This window comes from Paraburkholderia ferrariae NBRC 106233, assembly GCF_000685035.1.
Classification (GTDB): domain Bacteria; phylum Pseudomonadota; class Gammaproteobacteria; order Burkholderiales; family Burkholderiaceae; genus Paraburkholderia; species Paraburkholderia ferrariae.
This window is the reverse complement of record NZ_BAYB01000007.1, coordinates 314,663-341,207: the sequence shown is the minus strand read 5'-3', so window position 1 is coordinate 341,207 and position 26,545 is coordinate 314,663. Positions and strand designations below refer to the sequence as shown.

Here is a 26,545-nt window from a genome sequence, read left to right as displayed (position 1 = left end):
GGAGCCCTCCATCCATGTCCACGAATTTGAGCAGCCAGACGGCCCTCGGCGACAACGCCGCGCGTCAGTTGGCGAACGCCACCAAGACCGTCCCGCAGCTTTCCACGATCACGCCGCGCTGGCTCACGCATCTGCTGCAGTGGGTGCCCGTCGAAGCGGGCATCTATCGTCTCAATCGCGTTAAGGACCCCGAAGCAGTACGCGCGACCTGCACGGCGCGCGAGGACGAGGCGACCTTGCCCACCACTTTCGTGCCCTACGAAGAGCAGCCGCGCGAGTATTTCCTGAACGCGGTCAGCACCGTGCTCGACGTGCACACGCGTATTTCGGACCTGTACAGCAGCCCGCACGATCAGATCAAGGAACAACTGCGCCTCACGATCGAGACGATCAAGGAACTGCAGGAAAGCCAGCTCATCAACAATCCCGATTACGGCCTGCTCGCCAACGTCGAGGAAGATCAGCGCATTTTCCCGCTCACGGGCGCGCCCACGCCCGACGATCTCGACGAACTGCTCACCAAGGTCTGGAAAGAGCCGGCGTTCTTCCTCACGCACCCGCTCGCCATTGCCGCGTTCGGGCGCGAATGCACGCGCCGTGGCGTGCCCCCGCCCACGGTGAGCCTCTACGGTTCGCAGTTCATCACGTGGCGCGGCATTCCGCTGATTCCCTCGGACAAGGTGCCGGTTGCGGACGGCAAGACCAAGATCCTGCTGCTGCGCGTGGGCGACAAGCGCCAGGGCGTGGTGGGACTCTACCAGCCGGGTGTGGCGGGCGAGCAGGGCCCGGGGCTGTCGGTGCGCTTCATGGGTATCAACAATCAGGCGATCGCGTCGTATCTGATCTCGCTGTATTGCTCGCTTGCCGTCCATTCGCCGGACGCGCTCGCGGTCCTCGATGACGTGGAAATCGGCAAGTACCATGACTATGCAGACACCTACCGGTAATCTTCCTGGCGCGGCCGCCGCGCCGCCGTTGCCGGCCGGTCTGCCCGATGCCGCGCAGCTCGCGCGGCTTGCCAACGAGTTCTTCAGCGCGCCGCCCGGCGGCGCGGGCGCGCCTGCCATTTCCGCCGGCAGCGGAGCAGTGGGCGGCGTGCCTTCGGCGCTGCCCACCGCCGCGCCGGTTCTCGCCTCTGCGGGCAATCCGGCGCCGCCGGGTTCGCCGCTCGCCGGTCCCGGCGGCACGGGCACCGGCGTGCCGGGCCTTTCGCTGCCGCAGGGCTACGTGCCCGGAGCGAATCCGCCGGGCATTAACCTGCTGCCGGGCGCGCCCACGCACGTGCTTTCGCTCGGCAACCGCGCGCCCGCGCTGGCGCCGCACGCGGCCGCACAGAATGGCTTGCCGGATCAGGCCGTATCGGTCCTGCCTGCGCTCGAACCGCGCGTAGGCGGTGCCGCGCTGGGCGTGCCGCAAGCCAACGATCTGGGGAGTGCCACAACCATACCGGCAGGCCCCGCGGGCCAGTTCTATTATCTGGACGAAGCACAGCGCACGACCTCGCCGGCTCTGGCGCATGCGGGTTCGCCGTACGTTGCGCCCGCAACGGTTGTGGACCCGCGCGCGTTTGGCCTGCCTGCCGAAGAGGACCTGCGCGATCTGCTGCCGTTGCAGCGCCCGGGCGCGGACGAGCCGCAGGGCAAGCGCACCCCGGCCGCTACGCATTACGTGCTGGAAGAGGCACGTGCCGCAGCGCACCCGCGCGAGCACACGCGTGAAGCGCCGTTCTCCCCGGTGCGCGCGCCGTTCGACGTGAACGCCGTGCGCAGCGACTTTCCGATCCTCTCGGAACGCGTCAATGGCAAGCCGCTCATATGGCTCGACAATGCGGCAACGACGCACAAGCCGCGCGCGGTGATCGAGCGTCTCGCGTACTTCTACGAACACGAGAACTCGAACATCCATCGCGCGGCGCACACGCTCGCGGGCCGGGCGACGGATGCCTACGAGCATGCGCGCGAGACCGTGCAGCGCTTCATCGGTGCGGCCTCGCCCGAGGAAATCGTGTTCGTACGCGGCACGACGGAAGCGATCAACCTGATCGCGAAGTCGTGGGGCGAGGCGAACGTGGGCGAGGGCGACGAGATCGTCGTCTCGCATCTGGAGCACCATGCCAACATCGTGCCGTGGCAGCAGCTCGCGGCACGCAAGGGCGCGATACTGCGCGTGATTCCCGTCGATGAATCCGGGCAGGTTCGCCTCGACGAATGCCGCAAGCTCTTCAACGCGCGCACGAAAATCGCGGCGGTCACGCAGGTCTCGAATGCGCTCGGCACGGTCGTGCCGGTCGCACAGATCGTGCAGATGGCGCATGCCGTGGGCGCGAAGGCACTCGTGGACGGCGCGCAGTCGATCTCGCACATGCGTGTGGACGTGCAGGCGCTCGACGCCGACTTCTTCGTCTTCTCGGGCCACAAGATCTACGGGCCGACGGGCATCGGCGTGGTGTATGGCAAGCGCGCCGTGCTGGAGACGATGCCGCCCTGGCAGGGCGGCGGCAACATGATTGCCGACGTCACCTTCGAGCGCACGCTGTTCCAGCCGCCGCCCGCGCGTTTCGAGGCGGGGACGGGCAACATTGCCGACGCGGTGGGACTCGGCGCCGCGCTCGACTACGTGAAGCGCATCGGTATCGAGAACATCGCGCGCTACGAGCACGATCTGCTCGCCTACGCGACGAGCGTGCTCGCGCCGGTGCCGGGCGTGCGCATCATCGGGACTGCAGACGATAAGGCAAGCGTGCTGTCGTTCGTATTGCGCGGCTATCAGACCGAGGAAGTGGGACGCGCGCTGAGCGAAGAGGGCATTGCCGTGCGTTCCGGTCACCACTGCGCCCAGCCTGTCCTGCGCCGTTTCGGGCTGGAGGCAACGGTGCGTCCGTCGCTGGCGTTCTACAACACCTGCGACGAAGTGGATGCGCTGGTGGCAATCGTCCGGCGGCTCGCGGCAGGGCGTAGCTGAGCAGTCGTGGCAGTATGAAGGCGACCGGTGGCCGCAAGGCCTGGCCGGTCGTTTTTTTACGCGTGTGGCGCGGAGAAGGCTTCGAACCACGCCCAGGGAAAGATGCCGCGATCGTGGCCGTCGCTGAAGAGCAGTTGTACTCCGTAGCCCATGGAGGCCACCGACCTGATTTCGACGTCTGCGGGCGTGTCCAGGGTGACGCCGGAGAGGCGCAAGCGCCGGCAGCCCGCGCATGGGCAGGCACGCCGCAGATCGGCATGAGCGAGACGCTGGGTCTTGCCGTCGGGCCAGACGAGCGTCAGTTGACCCGGCGCGTTCCGAATCTCGACGGGAATGTTCACGCTGTGTCCTGTCCCAGCTGCTGCAGCGCGATGCGCACGGCTTTGCGCACTTCCGGGTCGCGGTCTTCGAGAGCAGACTGCAGCGGAGCGATCGCATCGGACGATCCGAGTTCGCCCAGCGCCAGGGCGGCCTCTTTGCGCAGATTGCTGATTGCATGCGCGAGCAGTGCGATCAGCGCACCGGCGGCCTCCGCGTTGCCGATCCGTCCAAGCGCACGCGCGGCGCGCAGCCGCACCTGCCAATAGTCGTCGGCGAGCGCGACGGCCAGCGCCTCGCTCGCTTGTGTCACGCGCAGCTTGCCGAGCGTCGTGGCGGCTTCTTCGCGCACCTGCCAGTCGGCATCGCTCAGCGCGCGGAGCAGCGCCGCGGCTACCTGCGCATCGTCGGGCGAGGCGAAACCAAGCGCGCCAGTCGCCGCGCGGCGTACGCCCGTATGCGGGTCGTCTGCGGCCAGCGCGGCAAGCGGGGCGAGCGCGCGGTCTTCCTTGAGCCAGCCGAGCACGGCAACGGCTTCCAGGCGCACCTCGGCATCGGCGTCGGCCAGCGCCAGCAGGGCGGGCTCGAGCGCGGCCGTGTCGCGCAATTCGCGCAGCCCGCGCAGAACCGCACGGCGCACGAACGGCTCGGGGCGCGCCGCCCACTGCCGCAACACCGGTGCACAAGCCGTGTCCTTGAGTTGCGAAAGCGCTTCGGCTGCGGCTTCGCGTACGGACTTGTCAGCGTCAAGCAGTGCGAAACAGTGTGCCTCCACGACGCTGTTCTGCTCCCATGCAGCCAGCACCGCAGCGGCTTCGCGGCGCACTTCGCCGGCCGGATCGTGGCCTAGCGCGGCGATCAGCACGGGCAGCAGCGCGGACTCTTCCAGGTCGCCCAGGTCGATAACGGCAATGCGGCGTACGGTGGCGTCGTCGGAAGCGAGGCGAGCGAGTGCGCTTTGCGCTTCGATGGGAAAATCGGCGGCCAAGTCGGCGGGCAAATCAGTGAGCCGGTCGCCGGCCGAATCGGCAATGGCCCGAGGCGACGAAGCGGAAATATCGGTCATGGCAGGCAGCCCCCGCGCTATCGAAGCAGGTAAGGGATTTCGACCTTGACCGCGCCCGTGGGGCAGTCGCGTTCGCAGGGCATGCAGTACCAGCATTCGTCGAACTGCATATAGGCTTTGCCCTTCGACGTGTCGATGGCCAGCAGGTCGAGCGGGCAGACGTCCACGCAGACGGTGCAGCCCTTGTCGGCGATGCAGCGCTCTTCGTCGATGGTGACCGGCGCGCTGCTGCGCTGGAATATTTCGTGGGGGGTAAAGGACATGATGGTTTCCTTCGTGTGGCCTCAGTACGTCGCTTCGTGCGCCGGTGCGCTCTCGTCAGCGCTCTCGCGGCGGATGCGCATGCGGGCATAGGCGCCCATTTCGTTGCCGGAAACCGGCACGACATAGGGTTCGACCGGGCGCTTTTCGCTTGTCATGCGGCCCTGCGCGTCCTTGCGCAGATGCGTGTGGCAGAACCACCCGGCGTCGTCGCGCTCGGGGTAGTCCACGCGATGGTGATAGAGGCCCCAGCGGCTTTCCGTGCGAAAGAGCGAGGCGCGCGCCGCCATTTCCGCGCAATCGCGGATGTGGCGCACCTCCGCCGCGCGCATGAGTTCGTGCGGATTGCTCGCCTTGATGTTGCCGATATCTTCCGCAATGGCTTCGAACCGCTCCAGACCAATCTCCATCTTGCGCGTGACCTTGGGCGGCTGAAGATAGTCGTTCACCATGCGGCGCAGCTTGTATTCGACCTGGGCGGGCGCGAGGCCATGCTCGCGTTCGAGCGGTGCGTAAATGCGCGCGCGCTCGGCCTGGATCTGCGCCTGATCGAGCGGCGCATGCTCGCGGTTCGCCACGTAGTCGGCCGCGTTCTGACCCGCGAACCAGCCGTAGGTGAACGCGCCCAGCATGTAGTTGTGCGGTACGGCCGCCATGTCGCCCGCCGCGTAGAGCCCCGGAACCGTGGTCTGCGCGCGCGCATCCACATAGACGCCCGAGGCGCTATGGCCGCTGCAGAAGCCGATTTCGGAAATATGCATCTCGACCATGCGCGTCCGGTAATCGGTGCCGCGTCCTGCATGAAAGCGTCCGCGGCTGGGGCGCTCGTTCGTGTGCAGAATCTCTTCGATGGTCTGGATCGTTTCCTCGGCGAGGTGATCGAGCTTGAGGAAGACGGGGCCGTTGCCGCTTTGCAGCTCGCGGTAGAACTCCCACATCATCTGGCCGCTCCAGTAATCGCATTCGATGAAGCGCTCGCCCTTGCCGTTCGCCGTATAGCCGCCGAGCGGTCCTGTTACGTAGGCACACGCGGGTCCGTTGTAGTCCTTAATGAGTGGATTGATCTGGAAGCACTCCAGATTGGCGAGCGCCGCGCCCGCATGATACGCCATCGCGTAGCCGTCGCCGGCGTTCGTGGGGTTCTCGTAGGTGCCCATCAGGTAGCCCGAGGCGGGCAAGCCCAGCCGGCCGGCCGCGCCGCAGCACAGAATTACGGCCTTGGCTCGCACCACCACGAACTGCGCCGTGCGGCAATCGAAGCCGAGCACGCCGCACACGGCGCCCTGCGCGTCGGTGAGCAGGCGCGTGGTGACCACGCGATGGGTGATGCTGATGCGCGCGCGTTTGAGCTGCCGGTAGAGAATCTTCTTGATGTCGTGGCCTTCGGGCATGGGCAGCACGTAGGCGCCCATGTGATGGACCTTCTTCACGGCGTAGTCGCCATTGCCGTCCTTCTCGAACTTCACGCCCCAGCGGTCGAGTTGCTCGATGGTCGTGTAGCTATGACTCGCATACGCGTGGATCGCCTCCTGATCGACGATGCCGTCGTTGGCCACCGTAATCTCGCGCGTGTACTGCTCGGGCGTGGCGTGGCCCGGAATCACGGCGTTGTTCAACCCGTCCATGCCCATCGAGATCGCGCCGCTGCGCTTGACGTTGGCTTTCTCCAGCAGCAGGACGTTCAGCGCGGGATTGCGTTCTTTGGCCTTGATCGCGGCCATCGGGCCGGCCGTGCCGCCGCCCACCACCACGATGTCGTAGTCGAGTACTTCGAGATTCATCGGGCGCTCCCCGGTTGTGTGCGGCCACGCGAGCGCGCCTTCGCGCGGTCCACGCGCAGGCGGTACTGGAATGCGTCGCCGCGGAAGTAAAGATATTCGTAATCGACCGGCGTGCCGCGCGCATCGTGCGTCGTGCGTTCGATGCGCAGCACCGGACTGCCTTCTTCCACGCGCAGCGCATCGACGATGTCGTCGTCGGCCAGGATCGCGTCGATCGAAACATCGGCGTGGCCGAGCGGCACGCCGCAGTCGTTTTCGAGGATCAGGAAGATGTCGCGCGTGGCCAGATCCGCGTTGGCGAGGCGCTTGCCCAGCGCTTCGGATACCCAGGTGATTTCGAGCGAGACCGGCTCGCGGTTGAGCAGGCGCACGCGATGGATCTCGGCCACGCTCGCGCCTTCGGGTACGTTGAGCTTGTTGGCGATATGGCGGTTGGCCTTGACCATGCGGAACTGACGCAACTGGTTGGCGATTTCGTAGCCCATCGACGACATGGCTTCCGCGAAACCCTGCAGCGAGGTCACGTTCTGGAAAGCTTTCGGTTTGGAAACGAAAGTGCCCTTGCCGTGCAGCTTGAAAAGGAGTCCTTCCTTCTGCAGATCGCCCAGCGCCTGGCGCACGGTGATGCGGCTTACGCCGAACATCGTGCACAGATCGTGTTCGGAAGGCATCTGGCTGTGCGGCGCGTAGCTGCCGTCGAGAATGCGCGAGCGCAGTGCTTCCTTGATCTGCACGTAGAGCGGCTGCGGAGAGAGTGCGATGAGATTGGAGACCGGCATGATCGGCTTGTTATGACAAGATGGGGCCCAGTCTAGACAGACTCGTTTGGGCGGCCAACGAAGCAATTCTGCTAACGATCTTCCGCGAACGGGACAGCGGGGAGCGCGTGGCGAAGCTGCCCGAGGGCTGGGGTAATTTCGGCTACAACGCGGCCACCGGCGAATACGGCGATCTGGTCGAATCGGGCGTGCACGAGTCGCCCTAGGCCGCCGCGTCCGCGGTGCCGGCCGGCGGCCCGGGCGGGGCGGATCTGGGGCTCTGATGCGCTGAAACGCTCTTTCAATCGGCTTTCTCCATGGGGCAGCGGGGTTTGCCGCGGCCCTTTGCCACCTCCTGTGGCCGCGCCAGCGGCCTGGCTGCCTCAACTGCTCGGTGGCTGTTGACTGTCCCCTTGCCGCCCGCCATGCCGGTTTCGCGCTTCGCCATTTTCCGCAGTGCGGCATCCGGTGAAATCCGTTCCATGAACTAGAATTTCCTTGAAGGGGCCGAAAGCGCGTCCCCGGCTTTCGCTGCACAGGCTCGCAATGGCGCCGGCAACGATCTTGAGCATGGCGGCAGAGGAGCGATCGAGGTGAGCATCATGAGAACGCATAAACCGTGGCGCCTGGCGCTCGTAGCGATGGCGTTGTGCGCCAGCACGACGGCCGTCGCGGGCCGGGGAGGCTGGTTTCATGGCGGTGGCGGGTATGGCGGTGGATACGGCGGTGGCTATGCCAGCGTGAACCACAGCAGCGGCTGGAGCAACGGCAACTGGAACGGCGGTTACCACGGCGGCGGCTGGTACCACGGCGGGTACTATCACGGCGGCTATTACCACGGCGGGTATTACGGGTGGTATCGCGGCGGCTACTACCACGGCTGGTATGGCGGGTACGGCTCCGTGGGCATCGGTTTCTACTTCGGTCCAGGATTCGTCTACGGCTACCCGTACTATCCGTACTATCTGCCGCCTTACTACGCCAGCGTCTATTACCCGTACGTGTCCGCCGACTTGTCGCAGCCTGCCCAGTACATCGAGCAGGGCCAGACCGATGCCGGCAACGTCGATATGTACGCCCCGGGCAACGCGCCGCCGCAACTGGCCTACTGGTACTACTGCAACACGCCGCAAGGCTACTATCCGTACGTGCGAAGCTGCCCTGGCGGCTGGCAGAAGGTGCCCGCGCGGCCGCCGGATAGTTGAGCGGCACCCGCGCGATAGCGCGGTGCCCGAATCCTCTGTGCGACCTGTGCCACTAGTGCGACCTGCGATCGGGTCGCACTCCTTCCTGTCGTTTTTCCGCCGACCCTCATATCCGCTTGCTTTGTGGGCCACAGCCGCCGGCTTGCGGTGAGATGTCTCCGGTTCTCTTTGGCGTTGCAGCAGTCTCCCCGTCCCTCTCGCGCGGCGAACGGGGCACGACGTTGCGCTCTTTCGCGGCAGCGCTTTGCATATGACAACAAATTCGTTTCCGGCGCGTCCGTTGCGGCACGACAATGCGCCGGAACGGAATCGGGCTAACGGGGTTCGTCGTTCGAGCGATCGGGGGCATGCATGAAAGGCGATTCATTGATTCGACGCAGCCGCGTGCGGGACACCGCATGGGGGATACGCGACGGCGAGGGCGCCCGGCCGTCGCGCGGCACCCTCGTCGCGGTGATCGTGATTGCTGTCGTGCTGGCCTGCGGCGAGCGAGAGGTGTCGGGTGCCCGCGACGGCTCGTTTCGCTCGCAACTTTCGGGCTGGCTCCACCATGTCGCGGGTATGCGTCCGGCCTGACGCCGCGCCGCGACCAGGCGCAGGTTGCGATCAGATCTGCCGCGGCGGCGTCTCATGGTAGCGCCGCCACACCCGGCGGAAGTCCCGGACCGATGCGAACCCGGCTTCCTCGGCCACGCGTTCGACGGTGAAATCGGTACGCTGCAGGAACTGCTGAGCGCGCGCCACGCGCAGGCGCTGCTGGTAGCCCAGGATGGAAATGCCCGCGTGTTCGGCGAAAAGCCGGCTGAGGTGCCGCTGGCTGACGTGCGCGACCTGCGCCAGCTCCGCAATGGTCCAGGCGTGCGCGGGGTCTTGTGCAATGGCATCCTGGACCCTGTGCACGGCGGGGTGCATGTGATTGCGATAGGCGAGCCACGGGGAAAGCTGGGTGTCGCTCCCCGAACGCCGGTGATAGACAACCAGCCGGCGCGCGATCTCGGCCGCGAGCCTGGCGTTCGCATAGTGCTCGACCAGATACAGCGAGAGGTCGATTCCCGCTGTGATGCCCGCGCTGGTCAGAATGTCGCCATCGTCCACGAACAGGCAGTCGTCGCGCACGCGCGCGGTGGGTTCCGTGACCTTGAGCAGTTCGAGCAGGCCGTGATGCGTGGTGCAATGCCGGCCCGCGAGGCGCCCCGAGCGCGCCAGCAATACCGCGCCGGCGCAAATGCTGGCGATCCGCGTACCGGCCTTCGGCACGGTTTTGAGCCAATGCGTGACCGCATCGAAAGTCGGGCTCGCGCCCGGCGCGGCAATTTCCGTGGGGCCCGTCACGATCACGAGGCTCTCCGGAGGCAGCGCGGGCGGGAGCGGTTCGAGTCCGTCGATGCTCGTGCCGATCGACGTTGCGACGCGCGGCGACGGCGCGCAATGGTGCAGTTCGAAGGGGCCGCCGCAGCTTGCCGCAAGGCGCAGGACCTCGGCAGGCCCGGCGTAGTCGAGCATCAACACCGGTGGTGTCAAAACGAACCACACGGACGTTTTCCGGGTCATGCGGCGCGCCGCGATTGCCATGTCGCCAATACGTCCTCGACGGACGCGATGCGTGCAAACCGCCCCGCTAGCACCAGTTCGGTATGCGCCTTGATCTCCTCGGGCGCATAGGTGCGCCCGCTCTTTTCATGGGTCATCGCGAAGGTCAGCGTTGCATCGGTCACGTAGTCCACGGCATAGCCGATGTCCGATGCCACCCGCGTCGTGGTCTCGCAGCACTGCTCGGTGCGAATGCCCGCGATGACGAGGTGGCCGATACCCCGGCGCCGCAGCCAGAGATCGAGTCCCGTATCGGTGAACGCGTTGTGGGCATGCTTTTCGAACACCGCGTCCGGCGAATCCGGCAGCCAGTCCAGCGGACGGACGAAACCGGATTCCTTGCGAAAGGCTTCGCTCTGTCCGGCGTGGAAGAGATGAACGACGGGAATGCCTTGCTCGCGGGCCGCGTGTTCGAGACGCAGAACGGCATCCCTGAAGGGCGGCAGGTCGGCTTCAGACCACTCGGGCGTGTGCCTGAAAGACTCCTGGACATCGATGACGATAAGCGCCGAATGGGAAGAGGACATTCTGGAACCCCTGAGTGGATGGAGCACTCATCATAGGTAGCGGGTTTCCCGTGGTCGAGTGCGTTTCGGGACCGGAAGGGGACAAAATCCGCCAACCGGATCGGCTCCTTTCCGTCATTCGGCGACTAGCCGGGTGCCGCCCCCTCCGTGGCGCGTTTCTCCCGCGGGTGCGCCTCCGCGCCCGATATGATGTACGCAGGCACGCTGGCCTCCTCGCGCAGATAAGCGACCAGCGGTTCGAGCAGATGATGCTGCACGGAGGGATTGCGGCGAATGACGAAGCGCCACGACGCCGGGCGCGACCGGTTGGAAAAGAGCGGCACGAGGCGCCCGCTCCGCAGTTCGGGATCGATGAGCGGCGTACGGCCCAGCGCGATGCCCGCGCCGCCGACTGCCGCGCCGATCACCTGGCTGAAGCTGCTGTAGCGCACGATTTTCGTCTCGAAGTCGTCGGGCAGGCCGAATTCCTCCGCCCAGTTGCGCCAGTCGATTTCGGGGCTGTTCTCGTGCATTTCCTGCAGCAGCCGCGAGCGGCATACGGCACGCGACGCAGTTGGATAAAGCTCGGGACTGCAAACTGGAAACACCGTTTCCTGGAGCAGCACGTCGTCGTGGGGTTTCAGGTGCCGCTGCGGCACATGGACGATGGCGAGATCCACGCTGCTGCGCGCGAAATCGGGCTCGTTTTCCAGCACGATGGCATTCAACGGCGTTTCCGGATGCAGCGACGAAAACTCCGCGAGCCGGCGGGCGAGCCACATCGACGAAAACGGCGCATTGGCAGAGACTGTCAAGCGCGTCGCCGTGCCCCGGATGTCGGCACAGGCTTCGCCAAGACGCGACAGTGCGTCGCTGACCGCCGGCAGCAGACGCGCCCCCGCGGGCGTGAGCTGGATGCCGCCCACGCCGGTGCTGCGTTCGAGCAGGCGTGCCCCCAGCAGGGTCTCGAGCGCGCGAATCTGATGGCTCACCGCGCTCGTCGAGACGTTGAGCTCCGCCGCCGCGCGCGCAAACCCGCCAAGGCGGACGGCGGCTTCGAAAGCGCGCAGTGCGTTCAGGGGAGGGAGGTGGTTCATGGAGGTATTGTAGATTGCTCAACACCCGTTGAAGAAACATCTTTTGTCGGCCGGTGCCCGCGCAGGTAGTCTCTACCGCGCAAGCCGCAACGCAAACGACAAACGACGAACGGACCGGAGGGCATTCATGTATTTCGACGCACGGCTATGGGCAATGATGGCGGGACTGCGCTGGCGCGTCGGCGCGGCCGTCGCGCTCGGACTCGTTGCGATGGGCGTGGGTATCTTGCGGTTCGTCTTTCTCGGCCGCGTGCTGGCCCTGGTGTTCGAGGGCGCGCCGGCACGCAGCATTGCCCTGGCCGTCGCGGCCACCGCCGTTTGCGTGCTGCTGCGCGCATGGCTCGAGCATTGCCGCACGGTGCTCGCGCAGCGCACGGCGGGGCAGGTCCAGTCAGCGCTGCGCGCGCGGCTGTTCGACCGCATCGCCGCGCTCGGTCCCGCATGGTTCAGCGGCGAGCGCACGGGCGGCGTGATGCTGGCTGTCGTGGACGGTGTCGAGCAGTTGCAGACTTTCTTCGGAGCCTACCTGCCGCAAGTCGCGATCGCGGCGTGCGCACCCGTGATGATCTTCGCGGTGCTGGCCTGGTGGGACGTGCCGACGGCGGCCGTGCTGCTCGCGGCGGCGCTCGTCACGCTCGCGCTGCCGCAGTTCGTCCATCGGGCGGACCGGCGCGCGGCGCTGGCGCGCTCGGCGGCTTTCAAGGCGTTCGGCGAGGAGTTTCTCGACGCGGTTCAGGGGCTGCCCACGCTGAAGGCATTCGGGCAGAGCACCGCGTTCGGCGAGAAGCTGGCCGCCAGGGCGCGCGCGCTTTCCGGCAGCACCTTCTGGGTGCTTGCGCTCGGCCTCATGACCCGCCTTTTCACCGACCTCGGCACCGGGCTCGGCGCGGCCGCCGCCATTGCGGTCGGGGCATGGCGCGTGCAGCACGGCGAGATGAGTCTCGAGGCGTTGCTGATCGTGCTGATGGCGGGTAGCGAGATCTTCCGGCCGCTGCGCGACCTGCGCGCCGTGCTGCACGCGGGCATGATCGGCCAGTCCGCGGCGGCGGCGATCCATGCGCTGCTCGATGCCCGCAGCGACGCACCCGCGCCTGGTGCGCCGCGCGTGGCGGCGCTGCGGCCGGAGGTGGCGTTCGAAGGCGTGCGCTTTGCCTATCCGGGGCGGCGCACCGGTGCGCACGCCGGGGTGAGCTTCACGATCCGCGAAGGCGAAACGGTCGCGGTGGTCGGTCCGAGCGGCTCGGGGAAATCGACGATCGTGCGGCTGCTGCTGCGGCAGCACGACGTGGAGGCCGGGGCGATCCGCGTCGGCGGCCATGACGTGCGCACGCTGGATTCGGACCAGTTGCGCGGGATGATCGCGGTGGTCTCGCAGGAGGCGACGCTGTTCGACGGCAGCATCGCGGACAACCTGCGGCTCGGCCGCCCGGACGCGAGCGACGCGGAGATGATCGCGGCCGCGCGCGCCGCCAATGCGCACGACTTCATCTCGGCGCTGCCCGATGGATACGCGACCCGCATCGGCGAGCGCGGCGCCACACTTTCGGGCGGCCAGCGCCAGCGCATCGCGATTGCCCGCGCGCTGCTGCGCGATGCGCCGATCCTGCTGCTCGACGAGGCGCTCTCGTCGGTGGATGCGGAAAACGAAGCGCTCATCCAGCAGGCACTCGACCGGCTGACGCGCGGCCGCACGACGCTGATCCTCGCGCACCGCCTGTCGAGCGTGATTGGCGCCGATCGCATCCTGGTGCTGGACCAGGGCCGGATTGTGGACGAGGGCACGCACACTCAACTGATTGCGCGCGACGGCCCGTATCGGCAATTGATGGCGCCGCAGATCGAGAGCGCAGCCGAATCTGCAGTCGCGTCGGCCGCTGCGAGCACCCCTGCCCGTGCCTCGTCCGGGCCTCCCGTGAGGCCGCTGAACGACGATGCGGCGGCCATCGGCTGGGTGGAGACGCTGCACACCTTGCTGCACTTCGTGCTGCCGTGGCGCGGCAAGGTCGTGCTCACCGTGCTGTGCGGAATCGGCCGGGTGCTCGGCTTCATCGGCGTAGGCGTAGTCGGCGCGCTCGTGGTGGGCGCGGTTTCGACCGGGCGTCCGTTTGCTGCGCTGCTCGTCGCGCTGCTCGGCCTTGCACCGTTGGCGGCCGTGCTGCACTGGCTCGAATCGTGGCTCGCGCATGACATGGCGTACCGGTTGCTCGCGCAGATGCGCATTGCGCTGTACGCGACGCTCGAGCGTCTCGCACCCGCGGGCCTCCTGCGCAGGCGATCGGGCGATCTGGTTGCGCTCGCAACGCAGGATGTGGAGACCGTCGAGTACTTCTACGCGCATACGCTGGCGCCCGCTTTCGTCGCAGTGCTCGTGCCGGCCGGCGTGCTGGTGCTGCTCGCCTCGGTGGCATGGCCGCTTGCGCTGGTGCTGTTGCCGTTCCTGCTGTGGGCCGGACTTGCGCCGGTGCTGGCGCGACGCGACATCGACCGGCTCGGCAGCGAGGCGCGCGAAGCGCTCGCGCAACTCGGCGCGCACCTGACCGAGACCATTCAGGGGCTTGCGGAATTGACCGCGTTTCAGGCCATCGCGCGGCGGCGTGCGGCTTTCGTCGCCGATATCGAGGCCTGCAGGCAGCGCCGCGCGCTGCTGCTCGACGATCTGGCCTGGCAGGGCGCCGCGCTCGAAGCGGCGAGCGGGCTGGGCGGCCTCGCCGTTGCGGGCGTGGGCGCGCTGCTGTGTGCGCGCGGCTGGTTCCCGCACGAGACGCTGCCGTTGCTGGTGCTGGTGGCCGTGGCGGCGTTCATGCCGGTCGGCGAAATCGCCCAGGTGGCGCGGCAGCTCGCCGACACGATCGCCTCGACGCGCCGCCTGCGTGCAATCGAGAAGGAGCCGGTGCCGGCCGTCGATGGCGAGCTCCCGGTGCCTGCGAATCCGGCGGTGCGTTTCGAGCAGGCGAGCTTCACCTATCCCGGGCGCAGCGTGCCTGCGCTCGACCGCGTGAGCTTCGACGTGCCGCCGGGCAGCACGATCGCGCTGGTCGGCGCCTCGGGCGCGGGCAAATCGACGGTGGCGAGCCTGCTGCTGCGTTTCTGGGACCCGCAGCAAGGGCGCATCACGCTCGGCGGGGTGGATCTGCGCCGGCTGCGGCTCGACGACCTGCGTCAGCACATCGCGCTGGTTGCGCAGGATACCTATCTATTCAACGACACGCTCGAAGCCAACATCCGTCTGGCCGCGAGCGACGCCTCCGAAGAAGACGTGCGGCGCGCCCTGGAACGCGCGGCGCTCGGCGAGTTCGTGGCGCGCTTGCCGGATGGGCTTGCGACGCGAGTGGGCGAGCGTGGCGTGCAGCTATCGGGCGGCCAGCGCCAGCGGGTGGCGATTGCCCGCGCGTTCCTGAAAGATGCGCCCGTTCTGATTCTCGACGAAGCGACGTCCCATCTCGACACGATCAGCGAGCAGCAGATTCGCGACGCGCTGGAAGCGCTCATGGCGCAGCGCACGTCGATCATCATCGCGCACCGGCTCTCGACCATCCGCAATGCGGACACGATCCTCGTCGTCGAGCACGGCAGGATCGTCGAGGCCGGCCCGCATGCCGAATTGCTGGGGCGGCAGGGGGCGTATGCGCGGCTTGTCGCGCATCAGGCGGGCGCGGTTGCGGCATGATGCGCCGCCGATTTCACGCACCGCTGCCTTACCCCGCGCTTTGCACGGGGTTCGCACTGCGCTGCCGGAAGTGCCCCGGCTTCAGCGCCACGACGGCCACGAGGCTGAGCGCGACCCCGATCATCACATAGAGCACCGGCGCGAGCGGCGAGCCCGTGAGCGCGATGAGCCAGGTCACGAAGGTTTGCGCAAAGCCGCCGAAGATCAGGACAACGACATTGTTGACCACGGCGAGCGACGTCGCGCGCGAACGCTTGGGGAACATCTCGGCAAGCGTCGTGCAATAGACGCCGAGGAACGTCGCGCTCAGCACGCCAATGACGATCTGCGTCACCAGAAGGCGGGAAACGGACGGCGCGGCGACCACCCACGCATAGAGCGGATAGATCGCCACGAGGTAGGCGCCCAGCGAGGCGACCAGCAAGGTCTTGCGGTCGTAGCGATCCGAGAGGGCGCCAGCGATCGGCGTGACGATCAGCATGACGCCGGCGGCGATCATCTGCACCATGAAGCTTTCCGAAACGGGCAGCTTGAGCACCTGCTTCGCGTAAGTGACGGTATAGCCGAACGTCACGTAGAACGACACGGTGCTCGCCACGACCATGCCCATGCCGATCAGGTAGTCGGACAGGCCGCGCTTGACGGCGGCCGCTTCCGCTCCCGGCGTTCGTGGCGCCGCATGGATGCGCGCATAGGTTTCGCGCGCGTGGCGGCGCAGATAAACGGTCAGCGGTGCGATGAGCAAGCCCACCGCGAACGGAATGCGCCAGGCGCCCGCAAGTTGCTGCTCGGGCGTGAACGCTTGCGTGACGACCATGCCGAGCGCGGCGCCGAGCATCGTCGACATGAGCTGGCCGCTCATCTGCCACGAACCGTAGAAGCCCGAACGATTGGGCGGAGCCAGTTCGATCAGGAACGCCGTCGAAGTGCCGAATTCTCCGCCGATCGAAAAACCCTGCAGCAGCCGGGCCACGAGCATCAGGAGCGGCGCGGCGAGCCCCGCCGTGGCGTAGGTGGGCGCGAAGGTCATGATCGCGGCGGCCAGCGCCATGATGCCCATGCCGAGCGTCATGGCCGCTTTGCGGCCGTAGGTGTCGCCGTAGAGGCCGAGCAGCACGCCGCCCACGGGGCGCATGAAGAACCCCGCGCCGAACAGCGCCGTGGTCAGCAGGATCGCGTTCAGATCCGCGCCCGCTGTGCCGTGCGTCGCCGGAAAGAACAGCTTGCTGATGATCGGCGTCATCGCTGCGAAGATGGTGAAGTCGAACCACTCCATCGCATTGGCCAGCACGGCGGCCGCGATGACGGGCTTGATGCCTGGTTGAGTGCCCATGGGCTATCCCCGGGTATGGGTTGAAAGGCTGTCCGTCATGGTTCGGTCAGGAGGCGGCCGGCGGCTCGGGAAACACGGGTTCGCCGAGATTGAGCATCAGCCGGTTCGCCCACGCAAAGATCGCGATCGAGTGGATCAGGTCGAGTATCTCGGCATCGCTCAGGCCGGCTTCGCGCAGGGCGAGCAGATGGTCGGCCCGGATGTCGTTCGGCGATTCGGTCAGCGCGGCCGAGAACTGCGCAATCGCCTGTTCGCGCTTCGTCGTGCCGGCACTTCGCGGATCGGCGAACACCTGCCGGATGACGTCGTTGCGCCTGGCGAGTTGCTCGAAGCGCTGCGCATGCACCGACGCGCAATACACGCAGCCGTTGATGCGCGAAACGACGGTGGTCGAAAGCTCCCGTTCCGCGCGCGGCAGTCCGCCGGGCGCGTACATGATCGCGTTGAACGCGGCGGAGCGCTGCCGCAGGATCTCTGGCTGGTGAACCAGAAACAGATAGTAGTCCGATGCTTTCGCTTTGGGATGGCTCTCTTCGAGAACGGCGATCTGTGCGGCGGTGGCCTCGTCGAGATCGACGACGTCGAGCCACGCATCCCATTCCAGCGATTCGTTCGTGAAGCCGTGCGAACGGATGATGTCGGTCATGATGCGCGCTCCAGTTGCTTGAGGGCTTGCAGACCCGCAACGAGGCGCGTCTGGTACGACAGAAAGGCAATCAACTGGGCGAGCGCAACGACGGCGGGCGTCGTCAGTCCGGCGGCGGGCAGCGTCTGCAGTGCGGCCTTGTCGCCGGCCACCGGATTTTCGATCAGCGTGCGCGTGAACGCGAGGATCGCGCGCAGGCGCGGTGCAGCAAGATCCTCGGGCGCCCCGGTTTCGACGGCGGCGAGCACCGCCGCATCGACACCGTGCGCGGCGAGTTCCGCGCGGTAGTGGGCCGCGAGCGCCGGGGAGGGCGTGAGACGGCTCGCGTAGAGCGCAACGAGCAGCCTCTCGACCAGTGTGATGTCGTCGCGCGCGGGGTCGAACAGCGTCTCATAGCTGCCCTGGGTCGCTTCCGCGACCTTGGCGCGCTGATGGCGCAGGGCATGCGTGGCCGAGTCCGGCGCGAGGCCGGCAACGCGGTCAATGATGTCGTGGTGGGTATCGTAGGTCATGGTCAAGTCCGGAATCGCTCCAGATGGCCGGGGCGGCATGCTGCTGCCCCGGCGTGTGTGGGTGCCGCACGCGTTACGCCGTCATTGCGCCTGGCGTTCGGCGAGTGCCGGAGGCGGCGGCGCGGGCGTCCATTCGTTTCCTTCGACTTCAGGTTCGGAGAAGGCCGCCATGTTGGCGTAATGCGATTCGACATCCTCACGATAAAACGTCGCCGCGAGCCCCTGCGCGAGCCGTTTTGCGCCGTCGCTGACGGCCGGAATGTCGCCGGACAGTGCGCCGTGCGAGAGCGTGGCCGGCGCACTAAAGCAGTGGATACGTTCGAGACCGGGACACGCGCCGGGCGTCTTCTCCTGGAACTCGAAGACGGGGCCGAGGTCGGGCGAATCGGCCAGCTCGATGTCGTCGTCGCCCGCCGGCGGTGCGTAACGGTCTTTCCACACGCGGACGTGCGGCGCGAACGCCGCGAATTCGGGGCGGCTCGCCAGATCGATCCGGAAGCCCGTGGCGAACACGAGGAAGTCCAGCACGAAAACACCTTTCGGTGTACTGACGAGCAGTTCGTCGTCCACGGGCTCGATGCCGGTGATGGGCGCGCCGAGGTTGAAGCGGGCGTTGGGGTGGCGCGACACGCGCAGCGTGCTGCCGCGCGGCGGCGGCACTTGCTGCACGTTGATGTAGTGGCGGATCTGCCACTTCCATTCGTCGGATAGCGCGACGTGGCCGTGCGTGAGCCCCGGGTTGCCGGCCCCCTTGCCCTTGTTGACGCGCGGGATGTCCGTGCGGCGGATCAGCAGATCGACCGAGGCGGCGCCGGCTTCGAGCGCGGTCGCCGCGCTGTCCATCGCCGATGCGCCCGCGCCGATCACGCCGACGCGTTTGCCGCGCAGCATGCCGTAGTCCATCGCATCGGACGAGTGAGCGTAGAAGCGGCGGGGCAGATCGCGCACGAACGCGGGCAGGGAGGGGCCGCCCAGGCCGTCGCGCCCGGTCGCGAGAACGACGTGGCGCGCAAGGACCGTTTCTTCGCCGTTGGCGCTCGTGACAGACAGCGCAACGGTACCGTCCGCGCGTGGCGTGATGGCGGTGACCCGGTGCTCGTTGCGCACGTCGATATCGAGTACGTCGCGATACCAGCGCAGATAGTCCATCCATTGCAGGCGCGGAATCTTGTCGAGCGCTTCCCAGGCCTGCGTGCCGAACTGCGCCTCGAACCAGGCGCGGAACGTGAGCGCGGGCAGGCCGAGCGCGGGGCCGGTCAACTGCTTGGGAGAGCGAAGCGTTTCCATGCGCGCCGTGGTGGCCCAGGGGCCCTCGAAGCCGCGCGGCGACTGATCGTAGATCACGGCGTCGATGCCGAGGTGATCGAGTGCGGCGGCCACCGCCAGTCCGGCCATGCCGCCGCCCACAATCGCCACGCTCACAACGGGGCGGCCTTCGAGCGTGCGTTCGGGTATCCAGCGCTTCGCCGGCAGTTCGAGCCACGCGAGATCCTCGCGCAGGCGGCCTTCGAGTGCGGCAAGGCCCGTGGAGGGTGAGGTTGTCGAGTTCATCAGGGCAAAGATTCCTTGGCGGCAGGCAGATCGCCGTACAGCGATTGCAGGACTTGGGCGTGCTCGGCGCTTGCGCGCAGCGCGAAATCGGGCAGCACGGTGCGGGCTGCGTCGGCGAGCGCGTCAATCAGCGCCGCGGCCACGGGGGGCAGCGCGACGGCATCGCGCGAGATCACACCGAAGAAATAGGGAATGTCGACGTCGATCGGGCGAATCGCCACGTCGTTGAGCGGCATGCCATACGCCGTGACCGGTTCGAGTACCGAAATGCCGAGACCGGCACGGACCATGGTGAGCGCGTTCATGGACGAATTCGTTTCGATCAGCCCGGCGGGCGCGACGCTCGCCTGCGCGAGCGCGTGGTCGAGCCGGCGGCGCAGACGGTAAGGGTTCTGCATCGTGATGATGCGCCGGCCGTCGCAGGCCGAAAGCGGCAAGCGGTCGTGGCGCGCGAGCGGATCGTCCGCACGCAGCGCCGCCACGCACGCCGACTGGCCGATCCAGTGCACGACCACGCCGCGGTGCTCGAGCGGCAGGCTCGCCACCCCGATGTCGGCCGCGCCGCTGAGCACGGCATGCACGACTTGCTCGGGCGGCACGCTGCGCAACTGGATGGTCTGCGCAGCAGCGGCCAGATGCGCGTGGGCCAGCGCCGCGGGCACGAGGCCGGCGGCGAGGGCGGAGTTCGCGGCAATGCGCAGCGGCCGACTTTCACCGCGCCCGATTTCTCCGGCACGCTTGCGGATCTGATGCAGGCCGGCCAGCACGGGCTCCACGCCCTCGTAGAGCAGGATGCCTTGTTCGGTGGGCGTGACGCGCGGGCCGTTGCGCGCGAAGAGCGGATACCCCACCTCGGTTTCGAGCTCCTGGATCAGCCGCGTGATGGCGGGCTGCGAGCGCTCCAGCAGGCGGCCGGCGGCCGTGACGCTGCCGGTCGTGATCACTGCGGCGAAGGCTTCGAGTTGGCGGAGTTCCATCTTGCGGCTTGGGTCGGGTGGTCGGAGAATGCGGAAATTGCATTCTGAACGGCCAATAATGTGATTTGCAAATAATCGATGTTTATATCCTTATTCCTGGCCAGCGAAAGGAGGGGTTTGCCCTGGTCGCAACGACAAGGGCCTGGGCGGGCATACTGGCCCTTCGCCAGGGGCGTCAATAGTGGGCCGACGAGGCGCTTTCGTCGCACGAATCGTCCGCTGCGCGGGGCCTCGCGGTTCGCCGGCAGCCCCCCATCATGGCGATCGTCGTTCCTCATCGTTTAGCTTCGCAAGGAGAAGCCCGCATGGCCGAACAGCGTTTTGGACGTTCCCGACGGGATTTCATGCGGGTTGCGGTCACCGCCGCGAGCACCGCTTCGCTGCCGTGGCTCGGCGCGGGCGAAGCGCATGCGCAGGGCTCGCCAGGCGCGCCGGCCAGCGGCGGCGTAACTTCCACCGCGGCTTCATCCACTAGCGGCATCGCGCCGGCGCGCGGCACCCGGTTGATCCTGCTCGGCACCAAGGGCGGCCCCACGCCTTCGGCACTGCGCGCGGCGCCCGCGAACGTGCTGCTGGTCGATGGCCAGCCCTATGTGATCGACTGCGGCAACGGCGTCGCGCTGCAACTCACGAAGGCCGGCGTCAAGTTGCCGATGGTGCGGGACATTTTCCTCACACACCATCATTCGGACCACAACGCCGACCTGTTGAACCTCGTATTTCTCGCATGGGCGAGCGGGCTGCAAACGCCCGTGCATCTGTACGGGCCGCCGCGCATCGGCAGGATGGTGGACGACTTCGTGGACATGAACGAGATCGATCTCGACGTGCGCAGGCGCGAGGAGGGCAGGCCGGCGTTCCGGCCGCTCATCAACGTGCACGAGTTCGACGGCCCGAGGGTGGTGCTCGAGAACGACCAGGTCCGCGTGAGCGCCGCACTCGTGGATCACTACACGATCAAGCCGGCATTCGCGTACCGCTTCGAAACGCGCGACCGGACCATCGTGTTTTCCGGCGACACGCGCTACTACGAACCGCTCGCGACTTTTGCCAAAGGTGCCGACGTGCTGGTGCACGAGGTGATGTACCTGCCGGCGCTGGAGAAGTTGATCAGCACTGCAGACAATGCGCCCACCTTGCGCGATCACCTGCTGCGCAGCCACACGACCACGGAGCAGGTCGGCAAGATCGCGACTGCGGCCGGCGTGAAAACGCTGGTGCTGAGCCACTTCGTGCCGGGCGGCGACCCGTCGATCACCGACGATATGTGGGTGGCGGACGTACGCAAGGACTTCGCCGGGCAGATCGTGGTGGGCAAGGATCTGATGGTGCTATGAACGAAGCCCCGGTGAAGGACGATCCCATCGCGCTCACGCTGCTCACGGGCTTTCTCGGCGCGGGCAAGACAACCCTGTTGAACCGGGTGCTCGCGCAGCCGGCGATGGGGCGCTGCGCAGTCGTCGTCAACGAGGTGGGTGCCATCGGGCTCGACCATCTGCTGCTGGGCACGACCCGCGACGCCACGATCGCGCTGCTCGAAAACGGTTGCCTGTGCTGCGGGGTGCGCGGCGAGTTGTCGGACACGCTCGATGCGCTGCTCGCGCGGCGCGCACGCGGGGAGATTCCGGCGTTCGAACGCGTCTGGGTCGAGACAACCGGGCTTGCGCGGCCCGGACCCGTGCTATCCGAATTGCTGGGCGACGAGCGGCTGGACGGCCGCCTCGCGCTCGACGGCGTGATTGCCGTGGTGGACGGAGTGCAGGGTGCGCGGCAACTCGAACGGCACGAGGAGGCACGTCAGCAGGTTGCCTGCGCGGACCGCCTGCTGATCACGAAAGCGGACCTTGCGGATGCGGGCGAACTCGCTGCGCTCGATGCCGCGCTTGCGGCGCTCAATCCGTTTGCGTCGCGTCATCCGGTGCTGAAGGGCGAGGTGGATGTCGCGAGTCTGCTCGGTATGCTCACGCCGCGCACCTTGCCTCGTTGGCTTGGCGTGGCGCGGCAGCCGCTCGCGCTGCGTGCGGTGCGCCGTGTGCCGGCAGGTGCGGCCGCGTCGCGCGAAGCACCTGCGGCACCGGCAGCACGGACCGGTCTGCCGGCGCAACGCCTGGTGCATCCGGACATCGCCACGTTCACGCTTGGCTTTGATATGCCTTTGCCAGCCGATGCGGTAGAGCAGGCGCTGACCGTCCTCCTTGCTTACCACGGCGAACGGGTCCTGCGGGTGAAGGGCATTTGCGCGTTCGCCGGCGAGACGGCGCCGGTCGTGCTGCACGGCGTCCAGCAACTGCTGCACGAACCGTTGCGGCTCGATAGCTGGCCCGACGACGAGCGGCGCAGCCGCATCGTGTTCATCGTGCAGGGGCTGCCGCGCCAGGTGGTGATCGATACGTTCGCGCATTTCGGCTGCCAGCCGGAAACGGTGGCGGCGTAGCTGGACAACCCCGTGCTTTAAAAAAACACGCGGACGATCAACCGCTCATCTCGCCCAACCCGCCCATGATTTCCTCGGCGAGCAACATGCTCGCGAGTCCGTGCCCGTGCTTCTCCCGGCGCACGAGTGCGAGTGCATTCTTGCTGAACACCCGGTCGCGAATCTGCCGGTACACGAGAAGCTCCTGGCGGTGCTCCTCGGCGATATCGAACTTGCTGAGGAATGCAATGCTCTCGCTCGCCGCAGCGAGGCGTTTCATCGTTTCGATCGAATTCGTGCGGAATGCCGGTTCGACGTTCAGCCCCGCTTCCTCGAACGTATCGGCAACGATGCCATGCATCAGCATCGAGCGATCGGCAAAGATCAGCGGATACGAAGTGCAATAGGCGAGGGGAATGGATTCCATGCGCGCCAGCGCATGCGTCGGTGAAAGCACTGCGCCGAGGCTCGTGTCCAGTTCCCACAGCGTTTCGAGTTGGGGGTTGGACGGCAGGTTGAAGCCCAGACCCAGGTCCGCGTCGCCGCTGCTCACCGCGTCCGCGATCTCGCGCGTGAACATGACGCGGATGGAAATCTGGATATGCGGGTGGCTCGCGCAGAACCTCGCGGCGGCCGTGGAGGCAATGCCGCTCGCCAGGCCGGTGACCGTCGCGATGATGACCTCGCCTTTCTGCAGGGTCTTCAGGTCGCGTATCTCGGCTTCGACCTGACGATATTCGAGGATGGTTCGACGCACATGAGCCAGCAGAATCTCGCCCGCCGGCGTGGGCCGCAGACCGCGCGGCAAGCGCTCGAACAACGGCTCGCCGATCTCTTCCTCGAGCAGCAGCAGATGCTTGTTGATCGCCGACGGCGCGATGTGCAGCTTTTCCCCGGCGGCGCGAATGGAGCCGGACCGCGCGACTTCGTCGATATACCGCAGCAACCGTGAATGAAGCATGTTCCCCTGCCTCCGTAGTCGAAGGGGATCGTACTCGAAAAGTGCACGCTCCGTGCAAAAAACAGTTGTTTTTAGAAACGCTCGCTTCCTTCCTAATGACACCAGCCGCAGTCGTCGGCGGCATAAGCAGCTTCAAACCCATTGAGGAAGAGAGATCATGTATCAGGAAGTCAGCGAAAGAAGCGTCGCGGCAGCGGCACCGCAGGGTGACGTCAACGCCCACTACGAGCAGGTGAAAGGGATTTTCGAGGTGCTGAACGGCCGCAGGAAGGCCGATCTTCTTCTGAAGAATCTGAACATCCTGGACGTTCATAGCGAATCGGTCTATCAGGGGTCCATCCTCGTTTACAACAAGCGCATCGTCGCGCTGAATCCCGACGAGTCCGCCATCGAGGTGCGCGAAGTGTTCGACGGCGAAGGGTTGTACGCGATTCCCGGGCTGATCGACGCGCACGTTCACTTCGAAGCGCAACTCGCGCACCCGGCCGCATTCGCCGAAGCGATCGTGCCGTGCGGCACGACCACCATCTTCTCCGAATGCCTCGACTTCGTGAGCGCGGCCGGCGCGGAAGCGATCGAAGCCACCGGGCAACTGTTCAAGCATCACGAACGCCTGCCGTACCGCGTATTCGCGTTCGCACCGGGCAAGAAGACCTCGGTCGAAGTCACCGATGCGCTGCTGAAGATGGACCCCGTGATCGGCTTGGGCGAACTCGCGCACCTGACCTACAGCGTGGGTAACGACGACGACTTCCGCAAGTCGGCGCTAGGCCGCGCGAAGGGCGGCTTCATGAATACGCACTGGGGCGTAACCACGCTATCGGACATGATGCTGAACTACATGCCCGCGATCGGTGCATTCGCCAATCACGACGTCTGGAAGGAAGATGACATCGAAAAGAGCGTGCGCTACGGCCTGCAAACGCAGATCAAGTTCGGCGTCGGCAGTCCCGAGGTGATCAAGATCATGTTGCGCTCCATCGTCAAGCGCAAATGGCCGGCCGAGAACTTCCAGCTGTGCGCGGACAACATTTCCGTGGACCGCCTGCTGACCAAAGGTCACATGGACTGGATCGTCTCGCTGTGCGCGGAAATGGGCATCGAGCCGATCAAGGCGATCAAGATGGCCACGCTCTACACGGCGCGCGCGTTCCGCATGGACAACAAGTTCGGCTCGCTAACGCCGGGACGTTTCGCCGATATCGTGCTGACCGACAGCCTGTCGAAGATCAATCCGCGCTTCGTGTTCAAGGACGGCGAACTGGTGGCGAAAGATCGCAAGCTGCTGAAGCACGCCGACATCGACTATTCCGGCATGGTGAAAAAGGCGGTGCCGGGCCTCGGCGATCTGAAGCCGGAACAACTGGATCTGACGCCGATGGAAATCTCGGCGGATGGCACGCAGGCGAAGGTCTATCTGTTCGACGTGTACGGCCGTGGCCACGAAAAATTCTTCCAGGAAGTGTGGGTGCCGTTCCGCGACGGCAAGGTCGTGACGGAATACAACGGTGCAAAGCTCAACCGGATTTCGGTCGTGCAGCGTTACGCGAACGGCAAGCGCCACGTGGTCAATGGCCTGTTCAAAGGCGTGTTTATCGATCGCGGCGCGGTGGCGACTTTCTGGCCGGCGCCGAAAGCCTATTTCGTGGCGGTCGGGCAGGACAGCGCGGAAATGTGCCACTGTCTGCAGCAGGTGGACGGCTATGCAGGCGGTTGCGTCGTCACCGAGAATAAACAGGTGAAGGCCATGCTGCCGCTGGAAATCTACGGCGTCCAGGCGAACATGAACCTGACCGAACTGGTGACGGCGACCCGCGAGATCGACGCCGCGCTGGAAGCCATGGGCAACCATAATGAAGGCGAGCCCGTGGTGAACAAGCTGTTGACGCTGTTCATCTCGCTGGATCGTTTCGGCTTCATGGTTTGACGTAGCGGGCTCCGCCAGGAGGAGACCCGCCGGGGCTTCGGCTTCCGGCGGCCTGAGGAGCCGAGGCGTGCCCGGCGCAGCTAGCCGGGCACGCCGCGAAATACCCCACAAGAGCGCGGCGCGCCATCGTCGGAACAGACATGCGGCACCGCACCAGGCAGGCAGACAACGAAGGGACAGTCATGGCGCACCATGCAAGGGAAACTGAAGTCATCGATACCGGCGGTCTGACGCGGCGCTGGGCCACGTATATCGTCGGTATTTATATTTTGACCATGGGGATCAGTCTGGCGGTCAGAGCCGGTATCGGCATTTCGCCGCAAAGCAGTCTCACCCGCACGATGACGCTGGTTTATCCGCGTCTGAGTCAGGGCACGTACAACTTCATGCTCGAGCTGTTCATGTTGTTCCTGACGTATCTGGTCGCGCGCAAGGACTTCACACTGAAGAACTTTGCGTCGTTGATCCCGGCTCTCGTGCTGGCAACGTGTCTCGATCTGAATCTGATGCTGACGCGCTCGATCGAATTTCAGGACTATTTCATGAAGTTCTTTTTGCTCGCCTTCGCGGATGCGCTGCTCGCGTTCGGCCTGTTCCTGATGATCCGCGCGAATCTCGTACTCATGCCGATCGATATGTTCGTCAACACGCTTTTCAGACGGACGGGATTCCGGTGGGGCGATATTAAAACCAGTTTCGATTGCACATTGCTGATTATCAGCGCAGTGATCGGCTTCGCGCTGCTCGGCGGCCCGAAATTCATTCGCGAAGGCACGTTCATGAATGCGATTCTGGTGGGCCAGTACATCAAGCTGTACTTCTATCTGTTCCGGAAGATCAAGACCGCTATCTCGTTCTATCAGCGAAGATCGCTGGAGCAGCGCACTTACTGACCTTCGGCAAAGGGTGGTTCGAATCGAGAACCGTGTGATCGTTCGCGGATCGCCTGCTGCATCGAAGCGCAGGTGATTCGCGGCGCACGACGGGCGCCGCCGGTCCCGACTATCCGTTTGCC

Annotated in this window: 25 protein-coding genes; 10 read left to right on the top strand and 15 right to left on the bottom strand. The window is 66.2% G+C overall.

What is annotated here, in order from left to right; genetic code table 11:
* Nucleotides 1–14: 14 nt before the first annotated feature.
* Both BFE01S_RS08455 and BFE01S_RS08450 read left to right on the top strand, forming a co-directional pair.
* Nucleotides 15–947 (top strand): family 2A encapsulin nanocompartment shell protein, encoded by a 933-nt coding sequence (locus BFE01S_RS08455; protein WP_028225105.1) that lies wholly within the window; start codon nucleotides 15–17, stop codon nucleotides 945–947.
* Nucleotides 922–2,961, top strand: coding sequence for a family 2A encapsulin nanocompartment cargo protein cysteine desulfurase (locus tag BFE01S_RS08450; protein ID WP_028225104.1), 2,040 nt, complete (start codon nucleotides 922–924; stop codon nucleotides 2,959–2,961). The genes BFE01S_RS08455 and BFE01S_RS08450 overlap by 26 nt, the downstream gene beginning before the upstream one ends.
* A gap of 56 nt (nucleotides 2,962–3,017) precedes the next feature.
* On the opposite strand, the gene BFE01S_RS08445 is transcribed toward BFE01S_RS08450, so the two are convergent.
* From BFE01S_RS08445 to BFE01S_RS08425, 5 genes are read right to left on the bottom strand one after another with little or no spacing between them, the layout of a single operon-like run.
* A complete protein-coding gene (locus BFE01S_RS08445; RefSeq protein WP_028225103.1) occupies nucleotides 3,018–3,302 on the bottom strand; it encodes a DUF971 domain-containing protein in 285 nt (94 codons plus the stop codon).
* The gene (locus tag BFE01S_RS08440) at nucleotides 3,299–4,345 is read right to left on the bottom strand and encodes a HEAT repeat domain-containing protein (RefSeq protein ID WP_028225102.1); all 1,047 of its coding nucleotides are present in this window, start codon (nucleotides 4,343–4,345) and stop codon (nucleotides 3,299–3,301) included. The genes BFE01S_RS08445 and BFE01S_RS08440 overlap by 4 nt, the downstream gene beginning before the upstream one ends.
* 17 nt (nucleotides 4,346–4,362) lie before the next feature.
* Nucleotides 4,363–4,608, bottom strand: coding sequence for a 4Fe-4S dicluster domain-containing protein (locus tag BFE01S_RS08435; protein ID WP_028225101.1), 246 nt, complete (start codon nucleotides 4,606–4,608; stop codon nucleotides 4,363–4,365).
* Between the two features lie 21 nt (nucleotides 4,609–4,629).
* Nucleotides 4,630–6,387, bottom strand: a complete 1,758-nt coding sequence (locus tag BFE01S_RS08430; protein WP_028225100.1) for a fumarate reductase/succinate dehydrogenase flavoprotein subunit — start codon at nucleotides 6,385–6,387, stop codon at nucleotides 4,630–4,632.
* Nucleotides 6,384–7,166, bottom strand: a complete 783-nt coding sequence (locus BFE01S_RS08425; RefSeq protein WP_028225099.1) for a GntR family transcriptional regulator — start codon at nucleotides 7,164–7,166, stop codon at nucleotides 6,384–6,386. Before BFE01S_RS08425 ends, BFE01S_RS08430 begins: the two co-directional genes overlap by 4 nt.
* Before the next feature lie 20 nt (nucleotides 7,167–7,186).
* Between BFE01S_RS08425 and BFE01S_RS42885 the strand changes: the two genes are divergently transcribed.
* On the top strand, nucleotides 7,187–7,372 hold the full coding sequence (locus BFE01S_RS42885) for a hypothetical protein (RefSeq protein ID WP_084169648.1): 186 nt from the start codon (nucleotides 7,187–7,189) through the stop codon (nucleotides 7,370–7,372).
* Between the two features lie 74 nt (nucleotides 7,373–7,446).
* On the opposite strand, the gene BFE01S_RS44105 is transcribed toward BFE01S_RS42885, so the two are convergent.
* Nucleotides 7,447–7,629: a hypothetical protein gene (locus BFE01S_RS44105; RefSeq protein WP_156966948.1), complete on the bottom strand. Its 183-nt coding sequence runs from the start codon at nucleotides 7,627–7,629 to the stop codon at nucleotides 7,447–7,449.
* Nucleotides 7,630–7,747: 118 nt separating this feature from the next.
* On the opposite strand from BFE01S_RS44105, the gene BFE01S_RS37940 reads away from it, so the two are divergent.
* Together BFE01S_RS37940 and BFE01S_RS08410 are read left to right on the top strand one after the other, a co-directional pair.
* Nucleotides 7,748–8,350 carry a hypothetical protein gene (locus tag BFE01S_RS37940; protein WP_245621065.1) on the top strand — a complete coding sequence of 201 codons (603 nt, stop codon included), beginning with the start codon at nucleotides 7,748–7,750 and terminating at the stop codon, nucleotides 8,348–8,350.
* A gap of 351 nt (nucleotides 8,351–8,701) precedes the next feature.
* A complete protein-coding gene (locus BFE01S_RS08410) occupies nucleotides 8,702–8,926 on the top strand; it encodes a hypothetical protein (RefSeq protein WP_156966947.1) in 225 nt (74 codons plus the stop codon).
* Between the two features lie 30 nt (nucleotides 8,927–8,956).
* On the opposite strand, the gene BFE01S_RS08405 is transcribed toward BFE01S_RS08410, so the two are convergent.
* The 3 genes from BFE01S_RS08405 to BFE01S_RS37935 all read right to left on the bottom strand — a co-directional run bounded on the left by BFE01S_RS08405 (nucleotide 8,957) and on the right by BFE01S_RS37935 (nucleotide 11,543).
* Entirely contained in the window at nucleotides 8,957–9,901 is a 945-nt protein-coding gene (locus BFE01S_RS08405; protein ID WP_028225096.1) for a GlxA family transcriptional regulator, read from the bottom strand.
* A complete protein-coding gene (locus BFE01S_RS08400) occupies nucleotides 9,898–10,467 on the bottom strand; it encodes an isochorismatase family protein (protein ID WP_028225095.1) in 570 nt (189 codons plus the stop codon). The genes BFE01S_RS08405 and BFE01S_RS08400 overlap by 4 nt, the downstream gene beginning before the upstream one ends.
* A gap of 125 nt (nucleotides 10,468–10,592) precedes the next feature.
* Nucleotides 10,593–11,543: a LysR family transcriptional regulator gene (locus BFE01S_RS37935; RefSeq protein ID WP_042337342.1), complete on the bottom strand. Its 951-nt coding sequence runs from the start codon at nucleotides 11,541–11,543 to the stop codon at nucleotides 10,593–10,595.
* 127 nt (nucleotides 11,544–11,670) lie between these two features.
* Between BFE01S_RS37935 and cydC the strand changes: the two genes are divergently transcribed.
* Nucleotides 11,671–15,210: a thiol reductant ABC exporter subunit CydC gene (cydC, locus tag BFE01S_RS08390; RefSeq protein WP_028225094.1), complete on the top strand. Its 3,540-nt coding sequence runs from the start codon at nucleotides 11,671–11,673 to the stop codon at nucleotides 15,208–15,210.
* A gap of 28 nt (nucleotides 15,211–15,238) precedes the next feature.
* Here the strand turns inward: cydC and BFE01S_RS08385 are convergent, their stop codons facing one another.
* The 5 genes from BFE01S_RS08385 to BFE01S_RS08365 form a co-directional block, all read right to left on the bottom strand.
* Nucleotides 15,239–16,543: an MFS transporter gene (locus BFE01S_RS08385; RefSeq protein ID WP_028225093.1), complete on the bottom strand. Its 1,305-nt coding sequence runs from the start codon at nucleotides 16,541–16,543 to the stop codon at nucleotides 15,239–15,241.
* A 46-nt stretch (nucleotides 16,544–16,589) separates the two neighbouring features.
* Nucleotides 16,590–17,189 carry a peroxidase-related enzyme gene (locus tag BFE01S_RS08380; protein ID WP_028225092.1) on the bottom strand — a complete coding sequence of 200 codons (600 nt, stop codon included), beginning with the start codon at nucleotides 17,187–17,189 and terminating at the stop codon, nucleotides 16,590–16,592.
* A complete protein-coding gene (locus BFE01S_RS08375) occupies nucleotides 17,186–17,701 on the bottom strand; it encodes a CMD domain protein (RefSeq protein WP_028225091.1) in 516 nt (171 codons plus the stop codon). The genes BFE01S_RS08380 and BFE01S_RS08375 overlap by 4 nt, the downstream gene beginning before the upstream one ends.
* 81 nt (nucleotides 17,702–17,782) lie before the next feature.
* Complete coding sequence (locus BFE01S_RS08370) at nucleotides 17,783–19,252, bottom strand: NAD(P)-binding domain-containing protein (protein WP_028225090.1); 1,470 nt, start codon at nucleotides 19,250–19,252, stop codon at nucleotides 17,783–17,785.
* The gene (locus BFE01S_RS08365) at nucleotides 19,252–20,229 is read right to left on the bottom strand and encodes a LysR family transcriptional regulator (RefSeq protein WP_028225089.1); all 978 of its coding nucleotides are present in this window, start codon (nucleotides 20,227–20,229) and stop codon (nucleotides 19,252–19,254) included. The genes BFE01S_RS08370 and BFE01S_RS08365 overlap by 1 nt, the downstream gene beginning before the upstream one ends.
* A 305-nt stretch (nucleotides 20,230–20,534) precedes the next feature.
* Here BFE01S_RS08365 and BFE01S_RS08360 point away from each other — a divergent pair, with 305 nt between their 5' ends.
* Nucleotides 20,535–21,566: an MBL fold metallo-hydrolase gene (locus BFE01S_RS08360; RefSeq protein WP_028225088.1), complete on the top strand. Its 1,032-nt coding sequence runs from the start codon at nucleotides 20,535–20,537 to the stop codon at nucleotides 21,564–21,566.
* Nucleotides 21,563–22,663: a CobW family GTP-binding protein gene (locus BFE01S_RS08355; protein ID WP_028225087.1), complete on the top strand. Its 1,101-nt coding sequence runs from the start codon at nucleotides 21,563–21,565 to the stop codon at nucleotides 22,661–22,663. Before BFE01S_RS08360 ends, BFE01S_RS08355 begins: the two co-directional genes overlap by 4 nt.
* A gap of 37 nt (nucleotides 22,664–22,700) precedes the next feature.
* Here BFE01S_RS08355 and BFE01S_RS08350 read toward each other — a convergent pair whose 3' ends face one another.
* Nucleotides 22,701–23,603 carry a LysR family transcriptional regulator gene (locus BFE01S_RS08350; protein ID WP_028225086.1) on the bottom strand — a complete coding sequence of 301 codons (903 nt, stop codon included), beginning with the start codon at nucleotides 23,601–23,603 and terminating at the stop codon, nucleotides 22,701–22,703.
* A 157-nt stretch (nucleotides 23,604–23,760) separates the two neighbouring features.
* On the opposite strand from BFE01S_RS08350, the gene BFE01S_RS08345 reads away from it, so the two are divergent.
* Together BFE01S_RS08345 and BFE01S_RS08340 are read left to right on the top strand one after the other, a co-directional pair.
* The gene (locus tag BFE01S_RS08345; RefSeq protein WP_042337341.1) at nucleotides 23,761–25,530 is read left to right on the top strand and encodes an adenine deaminase C-terminal domain-containing protein; all 1,770 of its coding nucleotides are present in this window, start codon (nucleotides 23,761–23,763) and stop codon (nucleotides 25,528–25,530) included.
* A gap of 182 nt (nucleotides 25,531–25,712) precedes the next feature.
* On the top strand, nucleotides 25,713–26,423 hold the full coding sequence (locus BFE01S_RS08340; RefSeq protein ID WP_028225084.1) for a YczE/YyaS/YitT family protein: 711 nt from the start codon (nucleotides 25,713–25,715) through the stop codon (nucleotides 26,421–26,423).
* Nucleotides 26,424–26,545 lie beyond the last annotated feature (122 nt).

Coding starts and splice junctions, on each gene's coding strand:
- BFE01S_RS08455 (WP_028225105.1), top strand. CDS start 15: ATGTCCACGAATTTGAGCAGCCAGACGGCCCTCGGCGACAACGCCGCG.
- BFE01S_RS08450 (WP_028225104.1), top strand. CDS start 922: ATGACTATGCAGACACCTACCGGTAATCTTCCTGGCGCGGCCGCCGCG.
- BFE01S_RS08440 (WP_028225102.1), bottom strand. CDS start 4,345: ATGACCGATATTTCCGCTTCGTCGCCTCGGGCCATTGCCGATTCGGCC.
- BFE01S_RS08435 (WP_028225101.1), bottom strand. CDS start 4,608: ATGTCCTTTACCCCCCACGAAATATTCCAGCGCAGCAGCGCGCCGGTC.
- BFE01S_RS08430 (WP_028225100.1), bottom strand. CDS start 6,387: ATGAATCTCGAAGTACTCGACTACGACATCGTGGTGGTGGGCGGCGGC.
- BFE01S_RS08425 (WP_028225099.1), bottom strand. CDS start 7,166: ATGCCGGTCTCCAATCTCATCGCACTCTCTCCGCAGCCGCTCTACGTG.
- BFE01S_RS42885 (WP_084169648.1), top strand. CDS start 7,187: ATGGGGCCCAGTCTAGACAGACTCGTTTGGGCGGCCAACGAAGCAATT.
- BFE01S_RS44105 (WP_156966948.1), bottom strand. CDS start 7,629: ATGGAACGGATTTCACCGGATGCCGCACTGCGGAAAATGGCGAAGCGC.
- BFE01S_RS37940 (WP_245621065.1), top strand. CDS start 7,748: ATGAGAACGCATAAACCGTGGCGCCTGGCGCTCGTAGCGATGGCGTTG.
- BFE01S_RS08410 (WP_156966947.1), top strand. CDS start 8,702: ATGAAAGGCGATTCATTGATTCGACGCAGCCGCGTGCGGGACACCGCA.
- BFE01S_RS08405 (WP_028225096.1), bottom strand. CDS start 9,901: ATGACCCGGAAAACGTCCGTGTGGTTCGTTTTGACACCACCGGTGTTG.
- BFE01S_RS08400 (WP_028225095.1), bottom strand. CDS start 10,467: ATGTCCTCTTCCCATTCGGCGCTTATCGTCATCGATGTCCAGGAGTCT.
- BFE01S_RS37935 (WP_042337342.1), bottom strand. CDS start 11,543: ATGAACCACCTCCCTCCCCTGAACGCACTGCGCGCTTTCGAAGCCGCC.
- cydC (WP_028225094.1), top strand. CDS start 11,671: ATGTATTTCGACGCACGGCTATGGGCAATGATGGCGGGACTGCGCTGG.
- BFE01S_RS08385 (WP_028225093.1), bottom strand. CDS start 16,543: ATGGGCACTCAACCAGGCATCAAGCCCGTCATCGCGGCCGCCGTGCTG.
- BFE01S_RS08380 (WP_028225092.1), bottom strand. CDS start 17,189: ATGACCGACATCATCCGTTCGCACGGCTTCACGAACGAATCGCTGGAA.
- BFE01S_RS08375 (WP_028225091.1), bottom strand. CDS start 17,701: ATGACCTACGATACCCACCACGACATCATTGACCGCGTTGCCGGCCTC.
- BFE01S_RS08370 (WP_028225090.1), bottom strand. CDS start 19,252: ATGAACTCGACAACCTCACCCTCCACGGGCCTTGCCGCACTCGAAGGC.
- BFE01S_RS08365 (WP_028225089.1), bottom strand. CDS start 20,229: ATGGAACTCCGCCAACTCGAAGCCTTCGCCGCAGTGATCACGACCGGC.
- BFE01S_RS08360 (WP_028225088.1), top strand. CDS start 20,535: ATGGCCGAACAGCGTTTTGGACGTTCCCGACGGGATTTCATGCGGGTT.
- BFE01S_RS08355 (WP_028225087.1), top strand. CDS start 21,563: ATGAACGAAGCCCCGGTGAAGGACGATCCCATCGCGCTCACGCTGCTC.
- BFE01S_RS08350 (WP_028225086.1), bottom strand. CDS start 23,603: ATGCTTCATTCACGGTTGCTGCGGTATATCGACGAAGTCGCGCGGTCC.
- BFE01S_RS08345 (WP_042337341.1), top strand. CDS start 23,761: ATGTATCAGGAAGTCAGCGAAAGAAGCGTCGCGGCAGCGGCACCGCAG.
- BFE01S_RS08340 (WP_028225084.1), top strand. CDS start 25,713: ATGGCGCACCATGCAAGGGAAACTGAAGTCATCGATACCGGCGGTCTG.